The following is a 20,966-nucleotide window of genomic DNA, read 5'->3' as shown; positions in this document are numbered from 1 at the left end:
AACTGAGAATGCAAAAGGCCGGGTAGGGTGACTTCCCTGCCTTTTTGTCTAGTTTTTGTGGCTAGTTGCGTACGCTTGCCATAATCATGGCGGCGGCTTTTTCTGCAATCATGATGGTTGGTGAATTGGTATTGCCCGATGTGATGGTGGGCATGATCGAGGCATCAGCAATCCGAAGCCCGTCAAGCCCACGCAGCCGTAATTGTGGATCAACCACCGATGCCGGGTCCGCGCCCATGCGGCATGTGCCCACAGGGTGGAAAATCGTCGTGCCGATATAGCCTGCTGCTTTGACCAGATCATCCTCTGTCTCGTATGACGGGCCGGGTTTGAATTCTTCGGGCCGATACGGGGCAAGGGCGGGCTGATTGGCAATTTTGCGGGTCAGCCGGATTGAGTCGGCAGCAACCTTTTTATCGGCATCCGCGCTCAGATAATTGGGTGCAATTGCCGGTTGGTTGCGGAATTCGGGTGACTTCAGATGGATGCTACCGCGACTTTGCGGGCGCAGATTGCAGACACTTGCCGTAAAGGCCGGGAAGGGATGGACAGGATCGCCAAACTTTTCAAGTGACAGCGGCTGCACATGATATTGCAGGTTTGCCGTTTCGAAGGATGCATCGGATTTGGTGAAGATGCCAAGCTGGCTTGGGGCCATCGACATCGGCCCTGATTGATTAAACAGGTATTCCAGCGCGATCCCGGCCTTGCCGACAAGGCTGCTGGCCTGTTCATTCAGGGTGCGGATGCCCGTGACTTTGAAAGCGCAGCGAAGTTGCAGGTGATCTTGCAGGTTTTCACCAACCTGCGTGCTTTCATGGATGGTCTGGATGCCATGTTTTTGCAGGACATCGCCCCGGCCAATACCCGACAGTTCGAGAATATGGGGCGACCCGACGGCACCCGCCGACAAAACGATTTCACGACGTGCGGTGACGGTTTCAATCTGGCCGTCGCGGTCATATTCAACGCCCGTGACGCGACCGTTTTCAATGATCAGACGCCGAACCTGCGCATGTGTACGCAGTTCCAGATTTTTGCGCGATAGGGCAGGCTTCAGAAATGCCTTCGAGGTATTCCAGCGTATGCCGCGTTTCTGATTGACCGCGAAATAGCCCGACCCCTCGTTATTGCCGCGGTTAAAGTCGACGACCTTGGGGATGCCTGCCTGTTCGGCGGCATCCTGAAAGGCATCAAGGATTTCCCAGCGCACGCGCGCCTGTTCAACCCGCCATTCGCCGCCTGACCCGTGCATGTCATCAGCACCGAGGTAGTAATCTTCGGATTTTCTGAAATGCGGCAAGACATCATCCCAGCCCCAACCGTTACACCCCGATTGCCGCCAGTGATCATAATCGGCAGCCTGACCACGCATATAGATCATGCCGTTGATCGACGAACACCCGCCCAGAACCTTGCCGCGCGGATATCCCAGTGATCGGCCATTCAGGCCGTTCTCTGCCTCGGTTTTGAAGCACCAGTCAACATTCGGATTGCCAATGCAATAAAGGTAACCCACGGGAATATGAATCCATGGATTGGTATCCTTGCCGCCGGCCTCTAGCAGAAGAATGCTGGCCTGGCCCATTTCAGAGAGGCGATTGGCCAGTGTGCATCCGGCAGAACCGGCGCCAATAATAATGTAATCAAAGTTATCCAATGATCGAACTCCGTTGCGTGACACGGGGATCATTCTGGATAGGGTAAGGTCGTGTGATCATGTTTTCTATCCTCCCAGTGGTGTCGTTGTTTTGGCAGCACAATTGGCTGCATTTGATTTTTGCTGTAACGCTATCATTGATCGCCGGGATCGGAAATATAATCAATGGCGGGAAGCGTTCCGCGATACGGAAAACTCCGAAAGTAATTGAAAGTTGGAATAGTTATATAAAAATCAAACTGTTGCGAAGAGATTGTGATGTCGTAAGTTGATGGCATATCACAGCGTTTCACAGCACATATGGCGCCTTATGGCCGGAGCATCCGATGATCCGATTTCCTCTGATTGACAGGCTTCCGATCTCGTCGACAGGTGCCAACCCGGCATCTCCTCGCCGACCCGGCGTATTTCGACGGCAGATCGGGCTTTGGGGTGGGATTATCCTGTTTGTTGCCATGGTGCTGATGGAGCCACCAAGCGGCATGAGTTCGATTGCTTGGTACACGGCATCCCTTGCCGCCTTGATGGCCGTTTGGTGGTTGTCGGAAGCGATCCCGATAGCGGCGACAGCGTTGGTGCCGGTTGCCCTGGCGCCGTTATTTGGTCTGGCATCGGTTGCACAGGTAACGTCGCACTATGCCAACCCCCTGTTATTCATGTTTTTGGGGGGATTTATCATTGCGATCGCCATGGAGCGCTGGAACCTGCATCGACGCATTGCGCTGATGATTCTGAAAACGGTAGGGTTTCGGCCGCGTGCTCTTGTCGGGGGCTTCATAACCGCCACGGCATTCCTTTCGATGTGGGTCAGTAATACCGCAACCGCGACGATGATGTTGCCGATTGCGCTTTCGATTGTGAATTTGCTTCGCGACAATGAAACGGAACCGTCCAGAGGCATTGAGGACGACGATGAAAGTGTGACGGAAAAGCTTGCTCCGCTGACGCGCAATTTTGCGCTGGCGCTTCTATTCGGGATTGCCTTTGGTGCGAGCATCGGCGGGATCGGGACCCTGATCGGGACGCCGCCGAATGCGTTGCTTGCCGGTTATCTTGCCAGTAATTTTGATGTCAGCATCGGGTTCGGGCAATGGATGATGTTGGGGGTTCCTTTTGCTGCGGTCTTTTTGCTGTTCTGCTGGTGGATACTGACATCTGTTGTCTATCCGCAGGCGGATGATCTTCCGGAAAATGCACGACATGCTTTGGCGCGTGATATTGCTGCACTGGGACCGATGTCACGCGGAGAGAAGTCGGTTGCCATCGTCTTTGTGACGACGGCCTGCTTGTGGCTTTTCCGACCACTGATCGAGGTGGCTTTGCCCGATGTCCCGATCAGCGATGCATCGATTGCGATGTTTGCTGCGATTGCTTTGTTTGCGATCCCTGTCAAGGCACGTGAAAATCTTTATGTGCTGGATTGGAAGGCGACATTGCGGTTGCCCTGGGGCATTTTGCTTTTGGTGGGCGGCGGACTGGCGTTAGGGGCGCTGATCAATGGCAGCGGCCTTGCGGTCTGGATTGCCGGAAATGCCGGTACTCTACCAGACCTGCCGGTGTTCTTGCAGATCGGTCTGATTGCCTTGATGGTGATCCTGATCAGCCATCTGACATCCAATACGGCGACGGCTGCAACCTTTTTGCCACTGGTGGCAACTTATGCGTTGGGCGAGGGCATCGACCCGCTATTGCTTGCCGTGCCGGTGGCGATTGCCGCAAGCTGTGCTTTCATGTTGCCGGTGGCAACGCCCCCGAATGCTATTGTTTTTGCCTGCGGCTATCTGAAAATTGGCGATATGGTTCGCGCCGGTGCGGTTGTGAACCTTGCCGGGCTTGCTCTGCTGGTGGTGTTTTCCATGATTCTGGTGCCCATTCTGTTTAAATAACAACTTCTTTGAGTGCAGGGCTTGCATTGCCGTTCATTAGAAAGCATTTTGATCGGTAACGAAAATTAAGAATCAAAGACGAAAATTCAGGGTGGAAGGAAACAATATGGGCAAGCTTGATCGGCGGCGTCGCGAAATTCTTGAACTGGTTGCGGCGAACAGTTTCATGACGATTGATACATTGGCCGACCATTTTGCCGTTACCCCCCAGACCATTCGACGTGATATCAACGAGATGGCCGAAGAAGGGCTTGTTGCGCGTTATCATGGCGGGGCGGCCAGCCTTTCGACCACGGAAAACACGGCCTATACTGATCGTCAGGTTCTTAACCTTGGGAGCAAGCGCGAGATTGCCAAGCTGGTGGCGCAGCATATCCCCGAAGGGGCGTCTATATTCATCAATATCGGCACCACAAATGAAGAGGTTGCGCGCGCGTTATCGTCACACAAGAGCCTGAAAATCATCACCAATAACCTGCATGTCGCCCAGATTTGTGCCGCCAATCCGGGCTTTGAGGTGATTATTGCTGGTGGCGTTGTTCGTCAGCGTGACTTTGGCGTGATTGGTGAGGCGACCATCGATTTTATCAACCAGTTCAAGGTCGATTACGCGATTGTCGGGATTTCCGGCGTTGACGAAGATGGTAGTCTGATGGATTTCGACTATCGCGAAGTCCGTGTGGCGCGTGCGATCATTTCCAATGCCCGACAGACGTTCCTGTGTACCGATGCATCGAAATTCGGGCGGCGCGCGATGGTGCGGTTGGGGCATCTTTCGGAAATTGACGCCCTGTTTACCGACCGTCATCCCGGCCCGGTTTGGGCCGATGTCATCCGTGAAGCGGATTTGTCGGTTTATACCGCGAATTGACCGACAACAACGATTTGCGATCAGGCAACCATATGGTCGCCGCGCTTGCCCATCCGCATGGTGATCGGACCTTTGGACGAACCATTGAGCATCTGGGTCAGATGTTCGTTATGGGCGTCATCAATATCGTTTGTCGGACCCGACCAGTAAACTTTGCCCGCGTGCATCATCACAAGGTTAGCGTAACGCGTGCGTGCGATCTGCATGTCATTGGTGATGGTAATGACGGTGGTACCGTGCTGGGTCGCGATCTTGCTGATCATCAGTTCGATATGGTTCGACAGAACCGGATCAAGACCCGCGGTCGGATTATCAAGCAGCAGAATTTCCGGATCGGTTGAAATGGCACGCGCAATGCCAACGCGCTTTTGCATGCCGCCGGAAAGATCTCCCGGGGAAAGAAAGGCACTGTCTTCAGACAGGCCAACATGACCAAGCAGGCCGACTGCGTGATCCTTGGCTTCTTTGCGGGTCATGGTTCCGCGCTCTATCTGGCGAAAACAGATATTTTCCCAAACCTTCATGCTGTCAAACAGGGCGTTTTGCTGAAACAGCATGCCAATCCGTTCTGCCCAATGTTTTCGCGCAGGCGAACTGACCTGGCTGACATCGTCACCGCCCAGCATGATCTTACCGCTATCGGCTCCGTGAAGACCGACGATACATTTCAAAAGCACGCTTTTACCCGCCGCTGATGGGCCGATGATCGCCATGGTTTCACCCTTGCTGAGCGACAGGCTGACATAATCAAGCGCGGTATTCGGACCGAACTTTTTGGTCAGCGACTGAACCGTGATGAAGCCCGATGTCGACGCAGCGGTAACAGGTGTGGAAGGCGTGGTCATGAAGATGTTTATCCATTGCTGTTTTCTCGCCGATCTTCGGCATTTGACGGGCAGGGGGCAAGCCCGAAATTTGCAAAAAAGAAAACGGCCCCGTTTCCGGGACCGTTTCCTGTATGCGATTAGCGGAAATCCGCAGTGCGTTTTGATTAATGTGACAGGATCTGGCTGAGGAACAGCTTGGTCCGTTCACTTTTCGGGTTCGCAAAGAATTCCTGCGGTCCCGCCATTTCAACGATTTCACCGGCGTCCATGAACACGACGCGGTCAGCAACCTCTTTGGCGAAGCCCATTTCGTGGGTCACGCAAAGCATGGTCATGCCTTCCTTGGCGAGTTCGACCATAACGTCGAGCACTTCCTTGACCATTTCAGGGTCAAGGGCCGATGTCGGTTCATCGAAAAGCATGATTTTCGGCTGCATGCAGAGCGAGCGGGCAATTGCCACGCGTTGCTGCTGACCACCGGAAAGCTGACCGGGGAACTTGTGGGCCTGTTCGGCAATCCGCACGCGTTGCAGATAGTGCATCGCTAGATCGATGGCTTCTTTCTTGGGCATCTTACGAACCCAGATCGGTGCCAGAGTCAAATTTTCCAGCACGGTCATGTGCGGGAAAAGGTTGAAGTGCTGGAAAACCATGCAGACTTCGCGGCGCACGGCTTCGATGTTTTTGACATCGTCGCCAAGCAGAATGCCATCAACGGTGATTTCGCCGCTCTGATAGGTCTCAAGACGGTTGAGTGTACGGATAAGGGTCGATTTACCCGAACCGGACGGCCCGCAGATAACGATGCGCTCGCCCTTGCGGACATGCAGATCGATATCCTTGAGGACATGGAAGTTGCCATACCATTTGTTGGCCTTGCTGACGGTAATCACTTCCTCGTTCGACGGAGGAGGGACAACGCCATTGGTGGTTTGTGCTTCTGTAGCTGTCATTGTTTTTTCCTCTCTCCTTACCGTTGCTCGCCCTTGCGGAGCTCTTTTTCAAGATAGGCCGAATATTTGGCCATGGAGAAACAGATCAGGAAGAAAATTGCCGAGGCGAAGGCATAACCCTCGACGTAGTATTTCGTCCATGCGGGGTCGCTGCGCAGTGCCAGCTTGACGGTGCCAAGGAAGTCGAACAGACCGATGATGACCACCAGTGTCGTATCCTTGAGCATCGAAATGAAGCTGTTGACGGTTGGCGGGATTACCAGACGCAAAGCCTGCGGCAGGATGATCAGACGCATGGACTGCCAATAGGACAGGCCAAGGCTGTCACCGGCTTCAAACTGGCCACGTGGAACAGCCTGCAGACCGCCACGGAACACTTCGGCAAGATAGGCCGCAGTGAACAGGATGATACCGATCTGCGCACGCAGCAGTTTGTCGATGGTCACACCGTCCGGAAGGAACAGCGGGAACATTACTGATGCCATGAACAGAACCGTAATCAGCGGCACACCACGGATCACCTCGATATAGACAACCGAGATCGTCTTGATCGCCGGCATTGTTGACTGACGACCCAACGCCAGAAGCAAACCCAGCGGGAAGGCAAAGATGATGCCGATCGCCGACAGAATCAGAGTCAGCGGAAGTCCGCCCCAATAGCTATTCTGGACATAGGTCAGGCCAAGTGCACCGCCCCACATCAGGATGGCAATGATCGGAACCCCGATCACCCACATCGGGATGATTGCCTTGCGGAAGGAAGGATATTTAACCCCGCCAAGGCTGAAGCAAATGATGCCCATCAGGACAATCATCGCAAGAAGCGGGCGCCATTGTTCGTCGTAGGGATAGGTTCCAAACAGAATGAGACGCAAGTTGGCGTTTACAAAGCCCCAGCATGCGCCGGTGACTTCGGCACAGCCTTCGATGGAGGGCGTCAGCGTTGCATTGAGTATCCCCCAGTTCACGAGTGGCGGAATAAGCCACACAAGGAATGCGATGGAGCCTAGTGTCAGTAGGGTGTTGAACCAGCCGTCAAACAGGTTCTTTTTTGACCATGTAACTGCACGGGCAGAAAAAGTGCCTGTAGGAAGCGGAGGTAATTTTGCGTTATCTGCCATCTTACCTCTCCACCAGTGCCATTTTCTTGTTGAACCAGTTCATAAAGAGCGAGGTCAACAAGGACAGACCAAGATAGATCGACATGAAGATCGAGATTGCCTCGATCGCCTGACCGGTCTGGTTCATGGTCGTGTTTGATACCGACACCAGATCGGGATAACCGACAGCGACAGCAAGCGAACTGTTTTTGGTCAGGTTCAGATACTGGTTGGTCAGTGGCGGAATGGCGACGCGCATGGATTGCGGCAGGATCACCTTGCGAAGGGCAACCGAACGCTTGATGCCAAGACTATCGGCAGCTTCCCACTGGCCGTGAGGGACGGCCTGAATACCGGACCGGACAACTTCGGCAACATAGGTTGACGTGTAAACCGTCAGGCCAATTAGCACGGCAAGGAATTCGGGTGAAACATTTGTGCCACCACGGATGTTGAAGCCTTTGAGTTCCGGTATGTCCATATCGGTCGGCGCACCGCCGATCAGATAGGCAATAAAGACCAGGCCGATAAAAATGCCCGTTCCGACAAGAAATACCGGGAATGGTTGACCGGTTTCATCCTGACGTTTTTTTGCCCATTTTTTGATAAGAAAGATGGCAACGAAGGCGATAATCGCAGCAATCCCCATCAGGGTATAGGCATTATCGGCAACTGGAACCGGCATATACATGCCACGTGACGTCAGCAGAACGCCGGGCAGGGGTTCGAATGCGTCGCGCGGATGCGGGAACGCGTTCGGAATGACGGCATACCAGAAGAAAAGTTGCAACAGGACCGGGATATTCCGGAAAATTTCCACGTAAACAGTCGCCAGTTTCCGAACGATCCAATTCGACGACAGACGCGCAATCCCGAAAATGGTACCGATAATGGTACACAGGATAATCCCGAGTAAAGACACTTTTACGGTGTTCAGAAGGCCAACCAACAGTGCGGTTGCATAGCTGCTTTGTGCACTGTACTGGACCATGCTTTCACTGATTTCGAACGAAGCTTCGAGATCAAGGAAGCCATAACCGGTTGAGATGTTTTGTCGTTCCAGGTTTACCAGCGTATTGGAAACCAGATACCAGCCCGCCAATATAACAAGTCCGATCGCAATGATTTGATACAGTATCGCGCGAACATTCTCGTCATTCAGGTAATCGACGACGGTCTTGGAACGAACACCCCCCGGGGCATTTTGAGTCTTACTCATCTGACCCTCAGGTGTAGATTGTATCCAATGTGAGTGGCCTTAACGAAAAGCTCCGCCCATGCGTTCAGGCAGTGGGGCGGAGCTTCGTTAGGCGATTTTCAGCCGACGCTAGAGATTAGCGAACCGGCCAAGCATATTGCAGACCACCGTCGGTCCAGAGAGCGTTCAGGCCGCGCTCGACACCCAGTTTCGCAGTAACGTTTTTCTCATAGCTTTCGCCATAGTTACCGACCTGCTTGATGATGCGGTATGCCCACTCTTCGTCAAGACCAAGAGCTTCGCCCATGCCCGGGGAAACACCCAGAAGACGCTGGATACCAGGGTTGGTGCTGCTCTTCATTTCATCAACGTTTGCGCTGGTGACGCCGTATTCTTCGGCTTCGAGCATTGCGGCAAGAGCCCAGCGACCGATATCAGCCCACTGTTCGTCACCCTGTGCGACAGCCGGTCCAAGCGGTTCTTTGGAAATGATTTCCGGAAGAATCATATAGTCGTCCGGGTTCGGCGCCATGGTGGTGCGGATCGAGGCAAGGCCCGATGCGTCAGTGGTGTAAACGTCGCAACGGCCAGAGAAGAAGGCAGCGGTTGCTTCGTTGATGTTTTCGATAACGACCGGCTCGAAGCTCATGCCTTTGGCGCGGAAATAATCGGCCAGGTTGAGTTCAGTGGTGGTGCCCGGCTCGACGCAAACGGTTGCGCCGTCAAGTTCCGTCGCGCTGGATACGCCCAGAGCTTTCGGAATCAGGAAGCCCTGACCATCATAGTAGTTGATACCAAGGAAGGTCAGACCAAGCTTGACGTCGCGCGTCAGGGTCGCCGTGGTGTTACGCGAAAGGATGTCGATTTCGCCGGACTGAAGCGCGGTGAAACGCTGTGCAGCGGTCAACGGGGTGTACTGAACCTTGTTGGCGTCGCCCAGAAGTGCAGCAGCAATGCCACGGCAAACGTCAACGTCGATACCTTCCCATTTGCCTTCGGCGTTGGCAGCGGAGAAACCCGGAAGACCGGTGTTCACGCCACACTGAACGAAACCTTTAGCCTTGATGCCGTCAAGTACAGCGCCCGCCTGGGCATTGTTCGCGGCGATGGCGGCAACAGACATTGCGCCAGCGGCCAGGATCGTTTTGATTTTCATTAGATGAGCTCCCTCATTAGCAAAGCATTCTTTATGGCTTTGGTAACTTTTATGCCACCCTGGATATGCCAGAGCAGCATATCCTACTGTCCTGTTTTTTATCGGACCTCCAAATTAAGAAATTTTCGGCTGCTATGTGTCAAGTCTGAAAAATTTTACGCTGAGGGCTTGTTCATCAGATTCACGTGATTTCCATGCTTTGGTACTGCGCTGGTAAGCATTGTTTGAGCGACTACACCCTTCGGCTGCTCCCAAAAGTCGCCATATTTCAAAAGGTTAAAAACCTGTTCGAATGGTCAGGTTCCCAAAACAAACAAATCTCAAAATTTTTTTGTTGCCAGCAATTAAATGGGCAATTTTTAAACAAAGTTAACTGTTGCTCAAAAAATAAACTCTGTTGCGACGCGGAATCGACTTCTGATGTCGGCATGGCCCTGATCATGACACGTTGCAGTTCTGATTAATCTTTCGCAAAAATGAAAACCCCGTCGTGTGCACAACGGGGTTTTTGCTGTGTCATTTCGCAGGTTTCTGCTAGCTGCGCAGTTCCGGCAAATTGGAGAAAAGTTCAAGTGCAGTGGGGTTTGCAAGCGCTTCCTGGTTCTTTACTGGACGGCCATGAACAACATCGCGCACGGCCAGTTCGGTGATTTTTCCGGACTTTGTGCGGGGAATATCGGCCACGGCAATGATCTTTGCCGGGACGTGACGGGGCGTACAATTGTTCCTGATCTGTTTGCGTATACGGTCGATCAGAAGTTCGTCCAGCTGATATTTTTCGCGCAGCACAACGAAAAGGACAACCCGAACATCGTTATCCCATTCCTGACCGATAACGATGGATTCTTGAATTTCGGGAAGCTTTTCGACCTGACGATAAATCTCGGCGGTGCCGATCCGGACACCGCCCGGGTTAAGCGTCGCGTCTGATCGGCCGTAGATGACCATGCCGCCGTCATCGTCAAGCTCGACATAGTCGCCGTGGCACCAGATGTTATCGAAACGGTTGAAATAGGCTTCCTTATAGCGTGCGCCATCGGGGTCATTCCAGAAACCGATCGGCATGGAGGGGAAGGGCGCGGTGCAGACCAGTTCGCCCTTTTGATTGCGGATTGATTTGCCGTCATCGTCAAAAACATCAACGGCAAGCCCCAGCGCGCGGGTCTGAATGATGCCGCGCTTCACCGGTAAGGCCGGACAAGCAAGAACAAAGCAGCCCAGAATGTCGGTCCCGCCAGAGATGGAGGCTAAATGGATATCGGATTTTATATCGCGATAGACATAATCGAAACTTTCGGGAGCCAGGGGAGATCCGGTGGATGTCATGGCACGCACCGTCGATAGATCATGGGTTTCACGTGGTTTAAGTTCTGCCTTTGCCAATGCATCGATATATTTGGCCGATGTCCCGAACAGGGTCATGTCCTCGGCATCGGCATAGTCAAACAATATATTGCCGCTGGGGTAGAACGGCGATCCATCGTAAAGCAGCAGTGTCGCGCCAGCGGCAAGGCCGCCCATCAACCAGTTCCACATCATCCAGCCACATGTGGTGAAGTAGAATACCCGATCGCCGGGCACCACATCGCAATGCAGGACATGTTCGGAAACCTGTTTAAGAAGCGTTCCGCCAGCGCCATGCACAATGCATTTCGGTTTGCCTGTCGTGCCGGACGAAAACATCACATAAAGCGGGTGATTGAATTCGACCTGTTCAAATACGATCTTTTCCGGACTGAAGGGGGCAAGGAAATTATCACAGGAAACGCCATTGCGAATGCCGGTCGTGTTGGCGCCATCAAAGGCATATTTGACGATGACAACTTTCTGGATCGTCGTGATCCTGTCGACAACATCGCGGACTTTTTCGCGAATGTCGTGGCTTTTGCCATTATAGTGATAGCCGTCAACGGTAATCATCAATTTGGGTTCGATCTGGCCGAACCTGTCAACGACGCCCTGAACCCCGAAGTCGGGGGAGGCCGATGACCAAGTGGCACCGATTGCGGCTGTACCCAGCATTGCGATCACGGTTTCGATCATGTTGGGCATATATCCGCATACGCGATCACCCTTTTTGATGCCTTCGGCGCGAAGTGCCTGCGAGAATTTCGATACCGCGATATTCAGGTCGCACCATGAGATACGGGTTTTGACCTTGTCTTCCCCCCAGAAAACGAGCGCGTCGGTATCGTCATCACGGACCAGCAGGTTTTCTGAAAAATTCAGTCGGGCATTCGGGAAGAACTTTGCACCGGGCATTTTGTTGCCGTCAACAAGTACTGAGTCACCCCAGCTTTCTGCCTTCAGGCCGACATAGTCGATAATTGCAGGCCAGAAATCTTCCTTGCTGGCAACCGACCAGTCGTAGAGCGCGTGGAAGCTGTCCAGTTTCAGGCTGTGCTTTTCGTTCACCCAGTTGCGGAACCGGGTGACATTGGCGTTTTCAACGCGCGTTGGACTGGGCTGCCAAAGCAAATCGCTCATGATGGATCCTTTGTTTCCTGCCTGTTTTCTTGCAATTACCGACCATTTTTAAGTCTCAAATCGGTATCTCCCTACCACTTTTTTACGGTGAATTATGTTGCACGGCAAGAAAAGTCATGGGGCAGAGGGGGCGAAGTGTGAATTATCTTGCTGAAAGTCAAGTTTAAGAGTTTCAGGTTTTCTTCTTAGTGTTATGAAAATTAACATTAATTTTATTGGGTTTGTTGTCTGTTTTTTGAGTGGAGGGTGATCGGGCTTCGGGAAATTCAGGCGTTTTTCGGTAATTAAATAACCAAAATTTGCGATGTTTTGTTCGATTATGATGTGCTGGGGGTGTGTTGTGCGGTGCGGTATCTCGAAACGGCTTGCGCTTGTTTGCATGCTGACTACTCTGTCGGAAATGAAGCTACCATCCGGAGTTGATAGCATGGCCAAGATCGATGAAAATCGCCCGTTTGTATCTGTAAATATTGCTCTTCTGACGGTGAGCGATACCAGAACGCTGGAGAATGATACCTCTGGCCAGATACTTGCCGATCGGATCGAAGCCAAAGGCCACAAGGTCGCGGCGCGAACTATCGTAAAGGATGATTTCGACACGATTGTTTCGCAGCTCCGGCAGTGGTGTGATGATCCGAAGGTTGACGTGATCATCAGTACGGGCGGGACTGGTGTGACCGGGCGCGATGTTACGACAGAGGCTCATCAGAGGGTTTATGATAAGGAGATCCCCGGGTTTGGCGAGCTGTTTCGCTGGCTGTCATATGCCAAGATTGGCACATCGACTGTTCAATCGCGTGCAACCGCTGGCGTATCGTGCGGGACTTACATGTTTGCCCTGCCAGGGTCGAATGGTGCGTGCAAGGATGCCTGGGATGATATCCTGTTCTATCAACTCGACATTCGTCACCGTCCATGCAATTTCGTCGAACTGATGCCGCGTTTGACTGAAAAGTAGTCTGTCGTTTTGACTGGTGCTAGACACGACCAGCTTTCTACAGGACGATTTAATGGAAATTATCACTGATCCCTTCTTCTATCTTGTCGGGATTCCGGCGGTTTTGATTGCCGGTGTGTCCAAAAGCGGCTTTGGTGGCGGGCTTGGTGTCATGGCGGTTCCGTTAATGGCATTGGCGCTGTCACCGCAGGCCGCCGCGGCAATTATGTTGCCGATATTGTGTCTGATGGATGTTGCCAATGTCTGGGCATATCGCAAGAACTGGGATCGTCGCAACATGATGATCCTGATCCCGGCCGCACTCCTCGGTATCCTGATCGGCACATTATCGTTCAGCTATCTGAATGAATATGCCGTGAAGCTGATCATTGCCCTGATTGCCATAGGCTTTACGCTGGACCACTGGTTTCGTGGAAAGAAGCGTGGCGATGAGGCCATGCCTGCCAATTGGGGCAAGGGATCGTTTTGGGGGACCATTGCCGGTTTTACCAGCTTTGTCGCGCATGCAGGCGGTCCGCCGGTTTCTGTATTCCTGTTGCCGCAGCGAATGGACAAAACGGTCTTTGTCGGTACGACCGTCATGTTCTTCATCGTTGTCAATTATGTGAAGCTGATTCCGTACTGGTATCTGGGGCAATTCGGTGGTGCCAATTTCGGAACCGCGCTTGTTCTGGTTCCGGTGGCGATTCTCGGGACGTGGCTGGGGCTTTGGGCGCATGACAAGGTCAATGAGAAGCTGTTTTATCGGGTGTGCTACACCTTGCTGTTTATTACCGGTTTAAAACTGCTGTCTGATGCCGTTATCCACTTTGCCGAGATTTGAATGACGTTCTGGTGTGATTGATGCGGTAATTTTTGTGTTCATCAGGTTGAATTTTAGGGTGGGAAGTTTCCTGCCCTTTTTCTTTTGGCGTGATTTAATCGGGAAAATTATCTCAAACGCATATGTAAGCATTTTTTCATTAACCAATCGGGCATGAATTGCATATAAATTGCACGCTTAATAATGGTGCATAAAAAAAAAGCATCAACACGGGGTGAAACCAGATTTTGCAAGGGGAGCTTGCGGGAATGCCCGAACGAATTTTGCAGGTGGCGACAGAGATGTCGCAACTTGCCAATGAGAAGATCACAGAAATAAAAGGTGTAACCCGGGCTACACGGACATTGGCGCTGAATGCGTTGATCGAAGCAGCACGTGCGGGGGAAGTAGGCCGCGGGTTTGGTGTCGTTGCCAACGAGGTTAAGGAAATCTCGCAGCGCGTAACCGTCATTACCGAAGAACTCGAACATATGTTTGAAAGTCTGGCGCTTGATCTTGAGCGAACGGCGCAAACGGCGCGTGGCGACCGCTTTGCCGACCTGTCACGATATGTTGTCGAGCTTATGGACCGAAACCTGTTTGAGCGGTCTTGTGATGTTCGATGGTGGGCCACAGACGCCGCGGTTGTTGATGTTTGCGAGAACCCGGACAACGGAGAAATCGCCAGCCAGACATCGCAGCGCCTTGGCGTGATCCTTGATTCCTATACCGTCTATCTTGACCTTTGGATTGCGGATTGTAACGGTCGGATCATTGCCACAGGGCGTCCGGATAAATACCGTCTTGTCGGTACGGATATCGGTCACATGCCGTGGTTCCGCGAAGCCATGCGATGCCGGGATGGCGGGGCGTATGCGGTTGCGGATATCGCGCGCAATGAGCTGCTAAATAACGCGGCTACGGCGACCTATGCGACGGCTGTTCGACGGGGCGGTAAGGCAAAAGGCGACGTTATCGGCGTTATGGGGGTTTTCTTTGATTGGGAAAACCAGGCACCGATGGTGGTAAGGGCATTGAACTTCAGCGACGAAGAGCGTGCACGCACGCGTGTAATGCTGATTGACTCGCAAAATCGCATCATTGCGGCGTCCGATAATCAGGGCGTTTTGAGCGAGCAGATCCGGTTGGAGGTCAAGGATCCCAATCGTGGTTCCTATCTATTGGCGGATGGGTCACTGGTCGCTTATGCGCTAACGCCCGGTTATGAGACATATAAGGGGCTTGGTTGGCGCGGGGTGATTGTTCAACAACCCCGAAATGCCACCAAAGCAGTTGATAAGCCGGGGGCAAAGCTTTCAATGGCGTCATAGGGGCGGTCGGCAGCAAAGCCAGACGAAGTAAAGCATAGCAACCAGAAAAGCGGGCACCGTCGGGGCTCGCTTTTTTGCTTATGCGCCGGTGTTCGTGAAACATCTTAAAATTGGTTCCTGCTTGCGCAGGCTGGAAAAAGGAGATAGCGATAAAATATAATATTACGACAATTCATCGATGAATTGTTAAAATAAGCTGCGGGAGGTTACCTTGACGTTGCTGTTTGCCAAGCTTGCAGTATCAATTTCTGTTGTGCTGGGGTTATCCATCCTTGCGGAGCGTACAGGCCCGCGTGCCGCCGGGGTGCTTTCCGGATATCCGCTTGGAACGGCGATCCTGCTGTATTTCATCGGGCTGGAGCAGGGCGTTGTGTTTGCGACAGAAAGCGCCGTCTATGCCCTGCCGGGGCTGATCGCAACACTTGCCTTTCTATATGCCTATTACCTGACGTCACGGTTGTTGTCAGACCGCCGGATGATATTTCAGATACCGGTAAGTTCCGTCGCGGCCTTTGGCGCATTCATGTTCGTTTCATGGATTTGCCAGCAGATCCAGTTTACCCGGATTTCAGGTGCCGTTACCCTGTTGGTTGCCATGATCGTCGCTCTGATACTGTTTCGGGGGATCGAGAATGTTCGCATATTGAACCGGGTGCGGTTGACCCGACGCATTGTGCTGTTTCGAGCTGTTCTTGCCGCGCTGATTGTTCTTGGCATCAGCGGTATTGCGGCATGGATCGGACCGAAATGGGCCGGGCTTTTTTCAGGGTTCCCGGTGACGCTTTATCCGATGATGCTGATCCTGCATGCATCTTATGGCATTGGTCCATTGCACACGGTAATCCGTAACTTCCCAAGAGGTATGGGATCGCTTTGGATTTATATTCTGGCGGTGACGTTCACGTATCCGGTTTGGGGCATTAATGTCGGTACATTGCTTGGCTTCGCGGCAGCGACAGTTTATTTGATCGCTTATTCCACTTTGGTCTGGATGCGCGAAAAGTCCGTGCGTGTCTGAAGCCGATCCCATAATATTACAATATATCAGTTCCCAAGGCTTCAAAGCCTGCGACCGGAAGGATGATCTGCATGCAGCAGGTTCAGTCATTGGTAAGGGCAATCAGCATTCTGAACACGCTTGCGGATAGCGAGTACGGTATGACCTTGACCGAAATCGCCCATCAGGTGCATTTGCCGCCCTCTACCGTGCACCGGTTATTGACGACGATGCAGCATGAACGCTATGTCACATTCGATGGCGAACGAACGCTGTGGTCGATTGGCGTGCAGGCGTTCAGTGTGGGTAATGCCTTTACGAAAAACCGTAATCTTAGCCAGATCGCGCGCCCCTATATGCGCGCCTTGATGGAAGATAGTGGCGAAACGGTCAATCTGGCTGTGGCTGATGGCGGCGAAGTTATTTTCCTGTCGCAGGTGGAATGCCGCAAGATGATGCGGGCATTGGTAACGCCAGGCCGCCGGGCGCTGATGCATTGCTCGGGTGTGGGGAAGGCGCTGCTTGCATTTCTGCCTGATGAAGAGGTGAATGCGGTAATCACGCAGCATGGTCTGCCAAAAATCACCGAACGTACACTGATCAGTGCCGATACGCTGAAAAGTGATCTGAACCGGTCAAGACAGCGTGGATATGCACTTGACGATGAAGAACATGCCATTGGCTTGCGCTGTGTTGCAGGCGTTGTACGTGATGAGACAGGACTGCCGATTGCGGCACTATCCTTGTCGGGTCCCGCTGCCCGCATACCGAACGAACGTATTGAACAGTTCGGCTTGAAAGTCCGGCGGGTCTGTGCTGATCTTAGCCGTGAATATGGCGGCAAACCGGTGTAAGATGATCAGCCCGCATTGGGTGTTCATGCGGGCTGATCTTTAAACCTTGTATTGCGTTTTACAACCCCGGGCACGAAATGCCGGTTCCGCCAAGGCCGCAGTAACCATCCGGGTTTTTGTGCAGATACTGCTGGTGGAAGTCTTCTGCATAGAAGAACGGCGGGGCGTCTTTGATTTCGGTTGTGATGGCTTTGCGCCCGGCGGATTTGAGCGCATCAAGATATTGTTTTCTCGACGTCTCGGCGGCTTCTTTCTGTGTGTCGTTTAGGGTGTAGATAACCGAACGGTATTGTGTGCCGATATCATTCCCTTGGCGCATTCCCTGGGTCGGGTCATGATTTTCCCAGAACAGGCGCAGCAATGCCTGATAGGATATCACTGTCGGATCAAAAACGATCTGCACAACTTCCGCATGGCCCGTCATGCCGCTGCAAACCTCGCGATATGTGGGGTTTTCAGTGTAGCCACCTGCGTAACCTGCTGCTGTGGTGAAGACGCCATCCTGTTTCCAGAAAAGACGCTCTGCCCCCCAGAAGCAGCCCATGCCAAAGACAGCTGTTTCAATGTTGTCGGGAAACGGGCCGGTCATCGGATTTCCAGTAACCGCGTGACGGTCTGCGACCTGCAATTTCTCGGCGCGACCGGGCAGGGCGGTTTCGGCAGACGGGATAGAGACTTTTTCCGGGGCGATCGAAGAGAACATGTCAGAACCTGCCTTGAGTTAATGGACTGAGTTGCAATTTAACCCAGATCGATGCTTTGGCAATTGCCTTCACGGTAAATTGTCTTCGAACATTCTTTTGGTAAGGGCCGTGCGGGACGCGATAATAAGAATACTGCATGTCATTATCGCTGGAAGCCGCTGATTTGCGACGCGCAAGACATTTGAAATCATCCTTGCTGATTGGTGGCGGTGTAATCAACCTGTTCATCGGGTGCGTATTCCTGCCTCTGCCGCCACCATTTTTCGGGATGGTTTTTATTGCGATTGGCATCCCGATGCTTGCGGCCGGGTCAAAACGCACAAGGCGTTTCATCCAGTATTTGCGTTGGCGACATTACCGGCACAACACTAGAATCGAGGCGGTTCTGAAGCGCCTGCCGGGGTTTCTTCGCAGGCATGGCCGTAAGACAAGGCCGGAAGCGCTTCATCGGCACCGGTCATTCGGTCACTGGGCAGGTAAAGCATCCGGGGCGGGTATGCCACCTGACGATAAGCCAAACCCCTGAAGCGTTTTCCGAAGATGTGATTTCAGGGTTTTATGTGACGGATCAGACAGTCAATTCCGGCGCGTTTTAGGCCGCCACACGCTGACTGTGCTTCGGACTGGCTGGAGTACTGTCCGGTCATCAGACGGAAAAACAGACCTTGACCTTCAATCGCAATGCTTTGGACCTCGTGGTTTGCGCCACGAAGGATGCCGTTGCCCATGGTTTCAAATTTCAACCAACGGGATTCAGCCATTTCACGCGAACGATAGGCCGCCAATTGCACCGCGTAATAAGAAGAACTGCTTGTTTGAGCCGGTTGAGACACTTCTTGCTTGGTCTCCTGTTCTCGGATCGAAGGTGCAGGGGCTTCAGTACTCTTTGCTGGCTTGGTTGGAATTTTCGCCGCGCTCTCTTCAGCTTGGGGTTTGTTTGACGCATCCACCATTGGAACTTCGATCAAGGTGCTTTGCGATGCAGGTGTTTCATCTTCCAGTTCCAGCGTGCCGCTTTCAATGGGACGCGTTGTTGAGAGCAGAGCCTTGTTTGACGCGCTTGGCGTAACCGCATCGCCTTTGATCGTAGGTAGTGTCGTTGCCGCGGTTAGCGGTTCTGTTTGGGGTGCAACAGACGGTGCGGCAATTTTCCTTGCTGGTCGGTCAACAGAGGTCAGGCGTGCTGTATTGCTGCTGACATCCATTTCCATTGCGGGACGCGCAGCCGTTGAATCCTCGGGCGGAATGCCGACCGCGATAGTGTTTTTGTAAAAGTCGCGATTTCTTTGTACCGTCGGCGGATCGGGAAGTTCCGGGCCGGGCGCAACGATTGCCGAAGCAACCACCGCATCAATTTCGCGCGAGCGGGCAAGATCAGGATTGCTGATATCCATCGTCTTGATGCGCTTTTGTGCAAGGCTTGTGATCGTACCGCTTAGCATAATGCCGTTACCGCAATTGATCGAGATCGAGGCATTCGGATCGGCCGCGGTCAACCAGAGATAAAGGCGCCGCGCCTTTGCGTGTTCGTTGGCAAGATCAAGTGCCATGGCATGACGCAGGTCATCGGCCGGATTGCCCTGCAGCGATATCGATTCTGCTGCATTGTCATTCAGGGCCTGGTTCGAAACTGTCCCGGCAGATGCACTATCAAAGAAAAGGCCGCAGGCAGCACTATCGATGCCAGCTGCTATTGCCGTTTGCGATTGGCTGTCCGTATCGCTGATCTTGATTTGTTTGGACCCAGTTTCGTCGCCAAACAGCGACATCATATCGTCAGAAGAGCATCCGGAGAGCAAGGGGACGAACAGTGCAATCGTCAGGCAGCCGTATTTCCAGCGCGACGATATGACGGATTTGGCGCTTTTATTGATCAATTGGCACCTGATTTCCCTTTGAGCCCCCGAAGGTCCATTGCATGGACTTCACCAATTTTGCAACCGGGCGGCACACTGTCAAGCAGTCAGAGAAAACAGATGATCGATTTATCTCAGCGTCTCGTGGGATATCGTCGTTTCGATGCGATTAGCGGTATTATGCAATATCAGCGGTTCATTAATGGGATGATAATCCCGGCAAGAATCACCAGAACGGTAATCGCCAGAACTATGTTGACGATCCCCTTGCTAAACTGGTTGGCCACTTCGTGGCTGACGCCGGAATCCTTGGCGCGTGATTTTGCCTCGCCGCCATTTCCTGCGCCACTTTCCTGACGGGTCAGAATTTTCACAACCTGTTTTTTGTCGCGTTTTGTGGCGTCGTCATATTTGTTTTCGACAACGCGAACTTCGGAATTGTTATTGATGGTCAATGCGTTTTTCGCAGAATTGATCGCGCTTTGATAATTCGAAAGGGTTTCTAAGTCTATTTGCTGTCCGGTGCTGCGCACGACAACAACAGTATAACTTTTCCGCAGCACAGCGTCAGGCATGACCAAGTCCAGTTCCATGTATTACCCATAAGAGGGGTAATACATGGCGACAAATGTGTGTGTTGCAAAGCTATTCTAACGAATAGTTTCGGAAGGTTTTTTGCGGTGCAAATCTATTGCGGAATTTTTGCTGACAGCTCTTTGTATTCGTCGCAATCCATACCGCAGACTTTCTCCAGTCGCGCAAGATTTTCACGCGCCATGTCGGGCTTTCCGGTCTGAAGGAACAGTTCGCCCTGATATTCCAAAGCACCCTTGTGTTCCGGATCAATCATCAATGCGCGTTCGTAGTTTTGGGACGCACTTTGAAGATCGCCTGATTTCCGCTGACTATAAGCAAGATAGTTAAGGATATCGGCATTTTTTGGATCATCTTGGAGCATGCCTTCAAGGCTTGCGATAGCCGTGTCGTATTTGCCAGCATCAATCATTTCGACGACTTCGGACAGATCGGGTGTATCGCTGCCCCAACTGCTGCCGCTGCCCATCGCCAAAGCTGCGGAGGATACAGTACCCAATGCAAGCGTCATCGCCAGCGATGCAATAAAATAACGGGTTTTACCTTTGGAATTCATTGTCGCTACCTTTTCCTGAAAAACATATACACCAGATACGTTGGGGGCTTGGGATCAGTTTCGGATTTAGCACAACTTTCCGTTAAGTGCAGTCACGAGTTGGTGAAAGAGCTATATTCCAAAACCCTGAATTAGGTAGCGATTGCCAAACGAGTGTTGAAACCTTTGGTTCCGCT

At 52.5% G+C, this 20,966-nt stretch carries 19 protein-coding genes; 7 read left to right on the top strand and 12 right to left on the bottom strand.

Annotated features, from left to right (window positions below; all coding sequences use genetic code 11):
- Positions 1–61: 61 nt before the first annotated feature.
- Positions 62–1,693: a GMC family oxidoreductase gene (locus TH468_RS13230; protein ID WP_085644848.1), complete on the bottom strand. Its 1,632-nt coding sequence runs from the start codon at positions 1,691–1,693 to the stop codon at positions 62–64.
- A gap of 293 nt (positions 1,694–1,986) precedes the next feature.
- Here TH468_RS13230 and TH468_RS13225 point away from each other — a divergent pair, with 293 nt between their 5' ends.
- Positions 1,987–3,546: a DASS family sodium-coupled anion symporter gene (locus TH468_RS13225; protein ID WP_085644846.1), complete on the top strand. Its 1,560-nt coding sequence runs from the start codon at positions 1,987–1,989 to the stop codon at positions 3,544–3,546.
- Positions 3,547–3,652: 106 nt separating this feature from the next.
- Positions 3,653–4,417 (top strand): DeoR/GlpR family DNA-binding transcription regulator, encoded by a 765-nt coding sequence (locus TH468_RS13220; protein ID WP_037987529.1) that lies wholly within the window; start codon positions 3,653–3,655, stop codon positions 4,415–4,417.
- A gap of 20 nt (positions 4,418–4,437) precedes the next feature.
- Here TH468_RS13220 and TH468_RS13215 read toward each other — a convergent pair whose 3' ends face one another.
- From TH468_RS13215 to TH468_RS13190, 6 genes are all read right to left on the bottom strand, one after another.
- A complete protein-coding gene (locus tag TH468_RS13215) occupies positions 4,438–5,262 on the bottom strand; it encodes an ABC transporter ATP-binding protein (RefSeq protein WP_168177140.1) in 825 nt (274 codons plus the stop codon).
- Positions 5,263–5,408: 146 nt separating this feature from the next.
- Positions 5,409–6,197 carry an amino acid ABC transporter ATP-binding protein gene (locus tag TH468_RS13210; RefSeq protein WP_062949054.1) on the bottom strand — a complete coding sequence of 263 codons (789 nt, stop codon included), beginning with the start codon at positions 6,195–6,197 and terminating at the stop codon, positions 5,409–5,411.
- Between the two features lie 17 nt (positions 6,198–6,214).
- Positions 6,215–7,318, bottom strand: coding sequence for an amino acid ABC transporter permease (locus tag TH468_RS13205; RefSeq protein ID WP_085644842.1), 1,104 nt, complete (start codon positions 7,316–7,318; stop codon positions 6,215–6,217).
- Position 7,319: 1 nt separating this feature from the next.
- The gene (locus TH468_RS13200; RefSeq protein WP_085644840.1) at positions 7,320–8,516 is read right to left on the bottom strand and encodes an amino acid ABC transporter permease; all 1,197 of its coding nucleotides are present in this window, start codon (positions 8,514–8,516) and stop codon (positions 7,320–7,322) included.
- Between the two features lie 115 nt (positions 8,517–8,631).
- Positions 8,632–9,651: an amino acid ABC transporter substrate-binding protein gene (locus TH468_RS13195; RefSeq protein ID WP_085644838.1), complete on the bottom strand. Its 1,020-nt coding sequence runs from the start codon at positions 9,649–9,651 to the stop codon at positions 8,632–8,634.
- A gap of 534 nt (positions 9,652–10,185) precedes the next feature.
- Positions 10,186–12,138: an acetoacetate--CoA ligase gene (locus TH468_RS13190; protein ID WP_085644836.1), complete on the bottom strand. Its 1,953-nt coding sequence runs from the start codon at positions 12,136–12,138 to the stop codon at positions 10,186–10,188.
- 427 nt (positions 12,139–12,565) lie between these two features.
- On the opposite strand from TH468_RS13190, the gene moaB reads away from it, so the two are divergent.
- The 5 genes from moaB (at position 12,566) to TH468_RS13160 (ending at position 17,080) form a co-directional block, all read left to right on the top strand.
- Positions 12,566–13,096, top strand: coding sequence for a molybdenum cofactor biosynthesis protein B (gene moaB, locus TH468_RS13180; protein WP_085644832.1), 531 nt, complete (start codon positions 12,566–12,568; stop codon positions 13,094–13,096).
- Positions 13,097–13,148: 52 nt separating this feature from the next.
- On the top strand, positions 13,149–13,919 hold the full coding sequence (locus tag TH468_RS13175) for a sulfite exporter TauE/SafE family protein (RefSeq protein ID WP_085644830.1): 771 nt from the start codon (positions 13,149–13,151) through the stop codon (positions 13,917–13,919).
- 248 nt (positions 13,920–14,167) lie between these two features.
- Complete coding sequence (locus TH468_RS13170) at positions 14,168–15,229, top strand: methyl-accepting chemotaxis protein (protein ID WP_085644828.1); 1,062 nt, start codon at positions 14,168–14,170, stop codon at positions 15,227–15,229.
- 211 nt (positions 15,230–15,440) lie between these two features.
- On the top strand, positions 15,441–16,247 hold the full coding sequence (locus TH468_RS13165; RefSeq protein ID WP_085644826.1) for a hypothetical protein: 807 nt from the start codon (positions 15,441–15,443) through the stop codon (positions 16,245–16,247).
- A gap of 71 nt (positions 16,248–16,318) precedes the next feature.
- Positions 16,319–17,080 carry an IclR family transcriptional regulator gene (locus tag TH468_RS13160; RefSeq protein WP_007092152.1) on the top strand — a complete coding sequence of 254 codons (762 nt, stop codon included), beginning with the start codon at positions 16,319–16,321 and terminating at the stop codon, positions 17,078–17,080.
- Positions 17,081–17,138: 58 nt separating this feature from the next.
- On the opposite strand, the gene msrA is transcribed toward TH468_RS13160, so the two are convergent.
- The 5 genes from msrA to TH468_RS13135 form a co-directional block, all read right to left on the bottom strand.
- Positions 17,139–17,783: a peptide-methionine (S)-S-oxide reductase MsrA gene (msrA, locus tag TH468_RS13155; protein WP_085644824.1), complete on the bottom strand. Its 645-nt coding sequence runs from the start codon at positions 17,781–17,783 to the stop codon at positions 17,139–17,141.
- Between the two features lies 1 nt (position 17,784).
- Positions 17,785–18,117 (bottom strand): hypothetical protein, encoded by a 333-nt coding sequence (locus TH468_RS21190; RefSeq protein ID WP_139834714.1) that lies wholly within the window; start codon positions 18,115–18,117, stop codon positions 17,785–17,787.
- Between the two features lie 215 nt (positions 18,118–18,332).
- On the bottom strand, positions 18,333–19,334 hold the full coding sequence (locus tag TH468_RS13145; RefSeq protein WP_168177139.1) for an SPOR domain-containing protein: 1,002 nt from the start codon (positions 19,332–19,334) through the stop codon (positions 18,333–18,335).
- Between the two features lie 494 nt (positions 19,335–19,828).
- Positions 19,829–20,215 (bottom strand): hypothetical protein, encoded by a 387-nt coding sequence (locus TH468_RS13140; RefSeq protein WP_246832326.1) that lies wholly within the window; start codon positions 20,213–20,215, stop codon positions 19,829–19,831.
- Between the two features lie 113 nt (positions 20,216–20,328).
- Positions 20,329–20,790, bottom strand: coding sequence for a tetratricopeptide repeat protein (locus tag TH468_RS13135; protein WP_085644816.1), 462 nt, complete (start codon positions 20,788–20,790; stop codon positions 20,329–20,331).
- Positions 20,791–20,966: the final 176 nt, after the last annotated feature.

The organism is Thalassospira sp. MCCC 1A03138 (assembly GCF_002115785.1).
Lineage (GTDB): Bacteria > Pseudomonadota > Alphaproteobacteria > Rhodospirillales > Thalassospiraceae > Thalassospira.
Note: the sequence above shows the minus strand (reverse complement) of the source record. Positions and strands in the feature narration are given on the sequence as shown.

Coding starts and splice junctions, on each gene's coding strand:
- msrA (WP_085644824.1), bottom strand. CDS start 17,783: ATGTTCTCTTCGATCGCCCCGGAAAAAGTCTCTATCCCGTCTGCCGAA.
- TH468_RS13160 (WP_007092152.1), top strand. CDS start 16,319: ATGCAGCAGGTTCAGTCATTGGTAAGGGCAATCAGCATTCTGAACACG.
- TH468_RS13220 (WP_037987529.1), top strand. CDS start 3,653: ATGGGCAAGCTTGATCGGCGGCGTCGCGAAATTCTTGAACTGGTTGCG.
- TH468_RS13195 (WP_085644838.1), bottom strand. CDS start 9,651: ATGAAAATCAAAACGATCCTGGCCGCTGGCGCAATGTCTGTTGCCGCC.
- TH468_RS13175 (WP_085644830.1), top strand. CDS start 13,149: ATGGAAATTATCACTGATCCCTTCTTCTATCTTGTCGGGATTCCGGCG.
- TH468_RS21190 (WP_139834714.1), bottom strand. CDS start 18,117: ATGAAACGCCTTGTGCGTTTTGACCCGGCCGCAAGCATCGGGATGCCA.
- TH468_RS13205 (WP_085644842.1), bottom strand. CDS start 7,318: ATGGCAGATAACGCAAAATTACCTCCGCTTCCTACAGGCACTTTTTCT.
- moaB (WP_085644832.1), top strand. CDS start 12,566: ATGGCCAAGATCGATGAAAATCGCCCGTTTGTATCTGTAAATATTGCT.
- TH468_RS13170 (WP_085644828.1), top strand. CDS start 14,168: ATGCCCGAACGAATTTTGCAGGTGGCGACAGAGATGTCGCAACTTGCC.
- TH468_RS13210 (WP_062949054.1), bottom strand. CDS start 6,197: ATGACAGCTACAGAAGCACAAACCACCAATGGCGTTGTCCCTCCTCCG.
- TH468_RS13230 (WP_085644848.1), bottom strand. CDS start 1,693: ATGATCCCCGTGTCACGCAACGGAGTTCGATCATTGGATAACTTTGAT.
- TH468_RS13225 (WP_085644846.1), top strand. CDS start 1,987: ATGATCCGATTTCCTCTGATTGACAGGCTTCCGATCTCGTCGACAGGT.
- TH468_RS13215 (WP_168177140.1), bottom strand. CDS start 5,262: ATGACCACGCCTTCCACACCTGTTACCGCTGCGTCGACATCGGGCTTC.
- TH468_RS13145 (WP_168177139.1), bottom strand. CDS start 19,334: ATGGCACTTGATCTTGCCAACGAACACGCAAAGGCGCGGCGCCTTTAT.
- TH468_RS13190 (WP_085644836.1), bottom strand. CDS start 12,138: ATGAGCGATTTGCTTTGGCAGCCCAGTCCAACGCGCGTTGAAAACGCC.
- TH468_RS13140 (WP_246832326.1), bottom strand. CDS start 20,215: ATGCCTGACGCTGTGCTGCGGAAAAGTTATACTGTTGTTGTCGTGCGC.
- TH468_RS13135 (WP_085644816.1), bottom strand. CDS start 20,790: ATGAATTCCAAAGGTAAAACCCGTTATTTTATTGCATCGCTGGCGATG.
- TH468_RS13200 (WP_085644840.1), bottom strand. CDS start 8,516: ATGAGTAAGACTCAAAATGCCCCGGGGGGTGTTCGTTCCAAGACCGTC.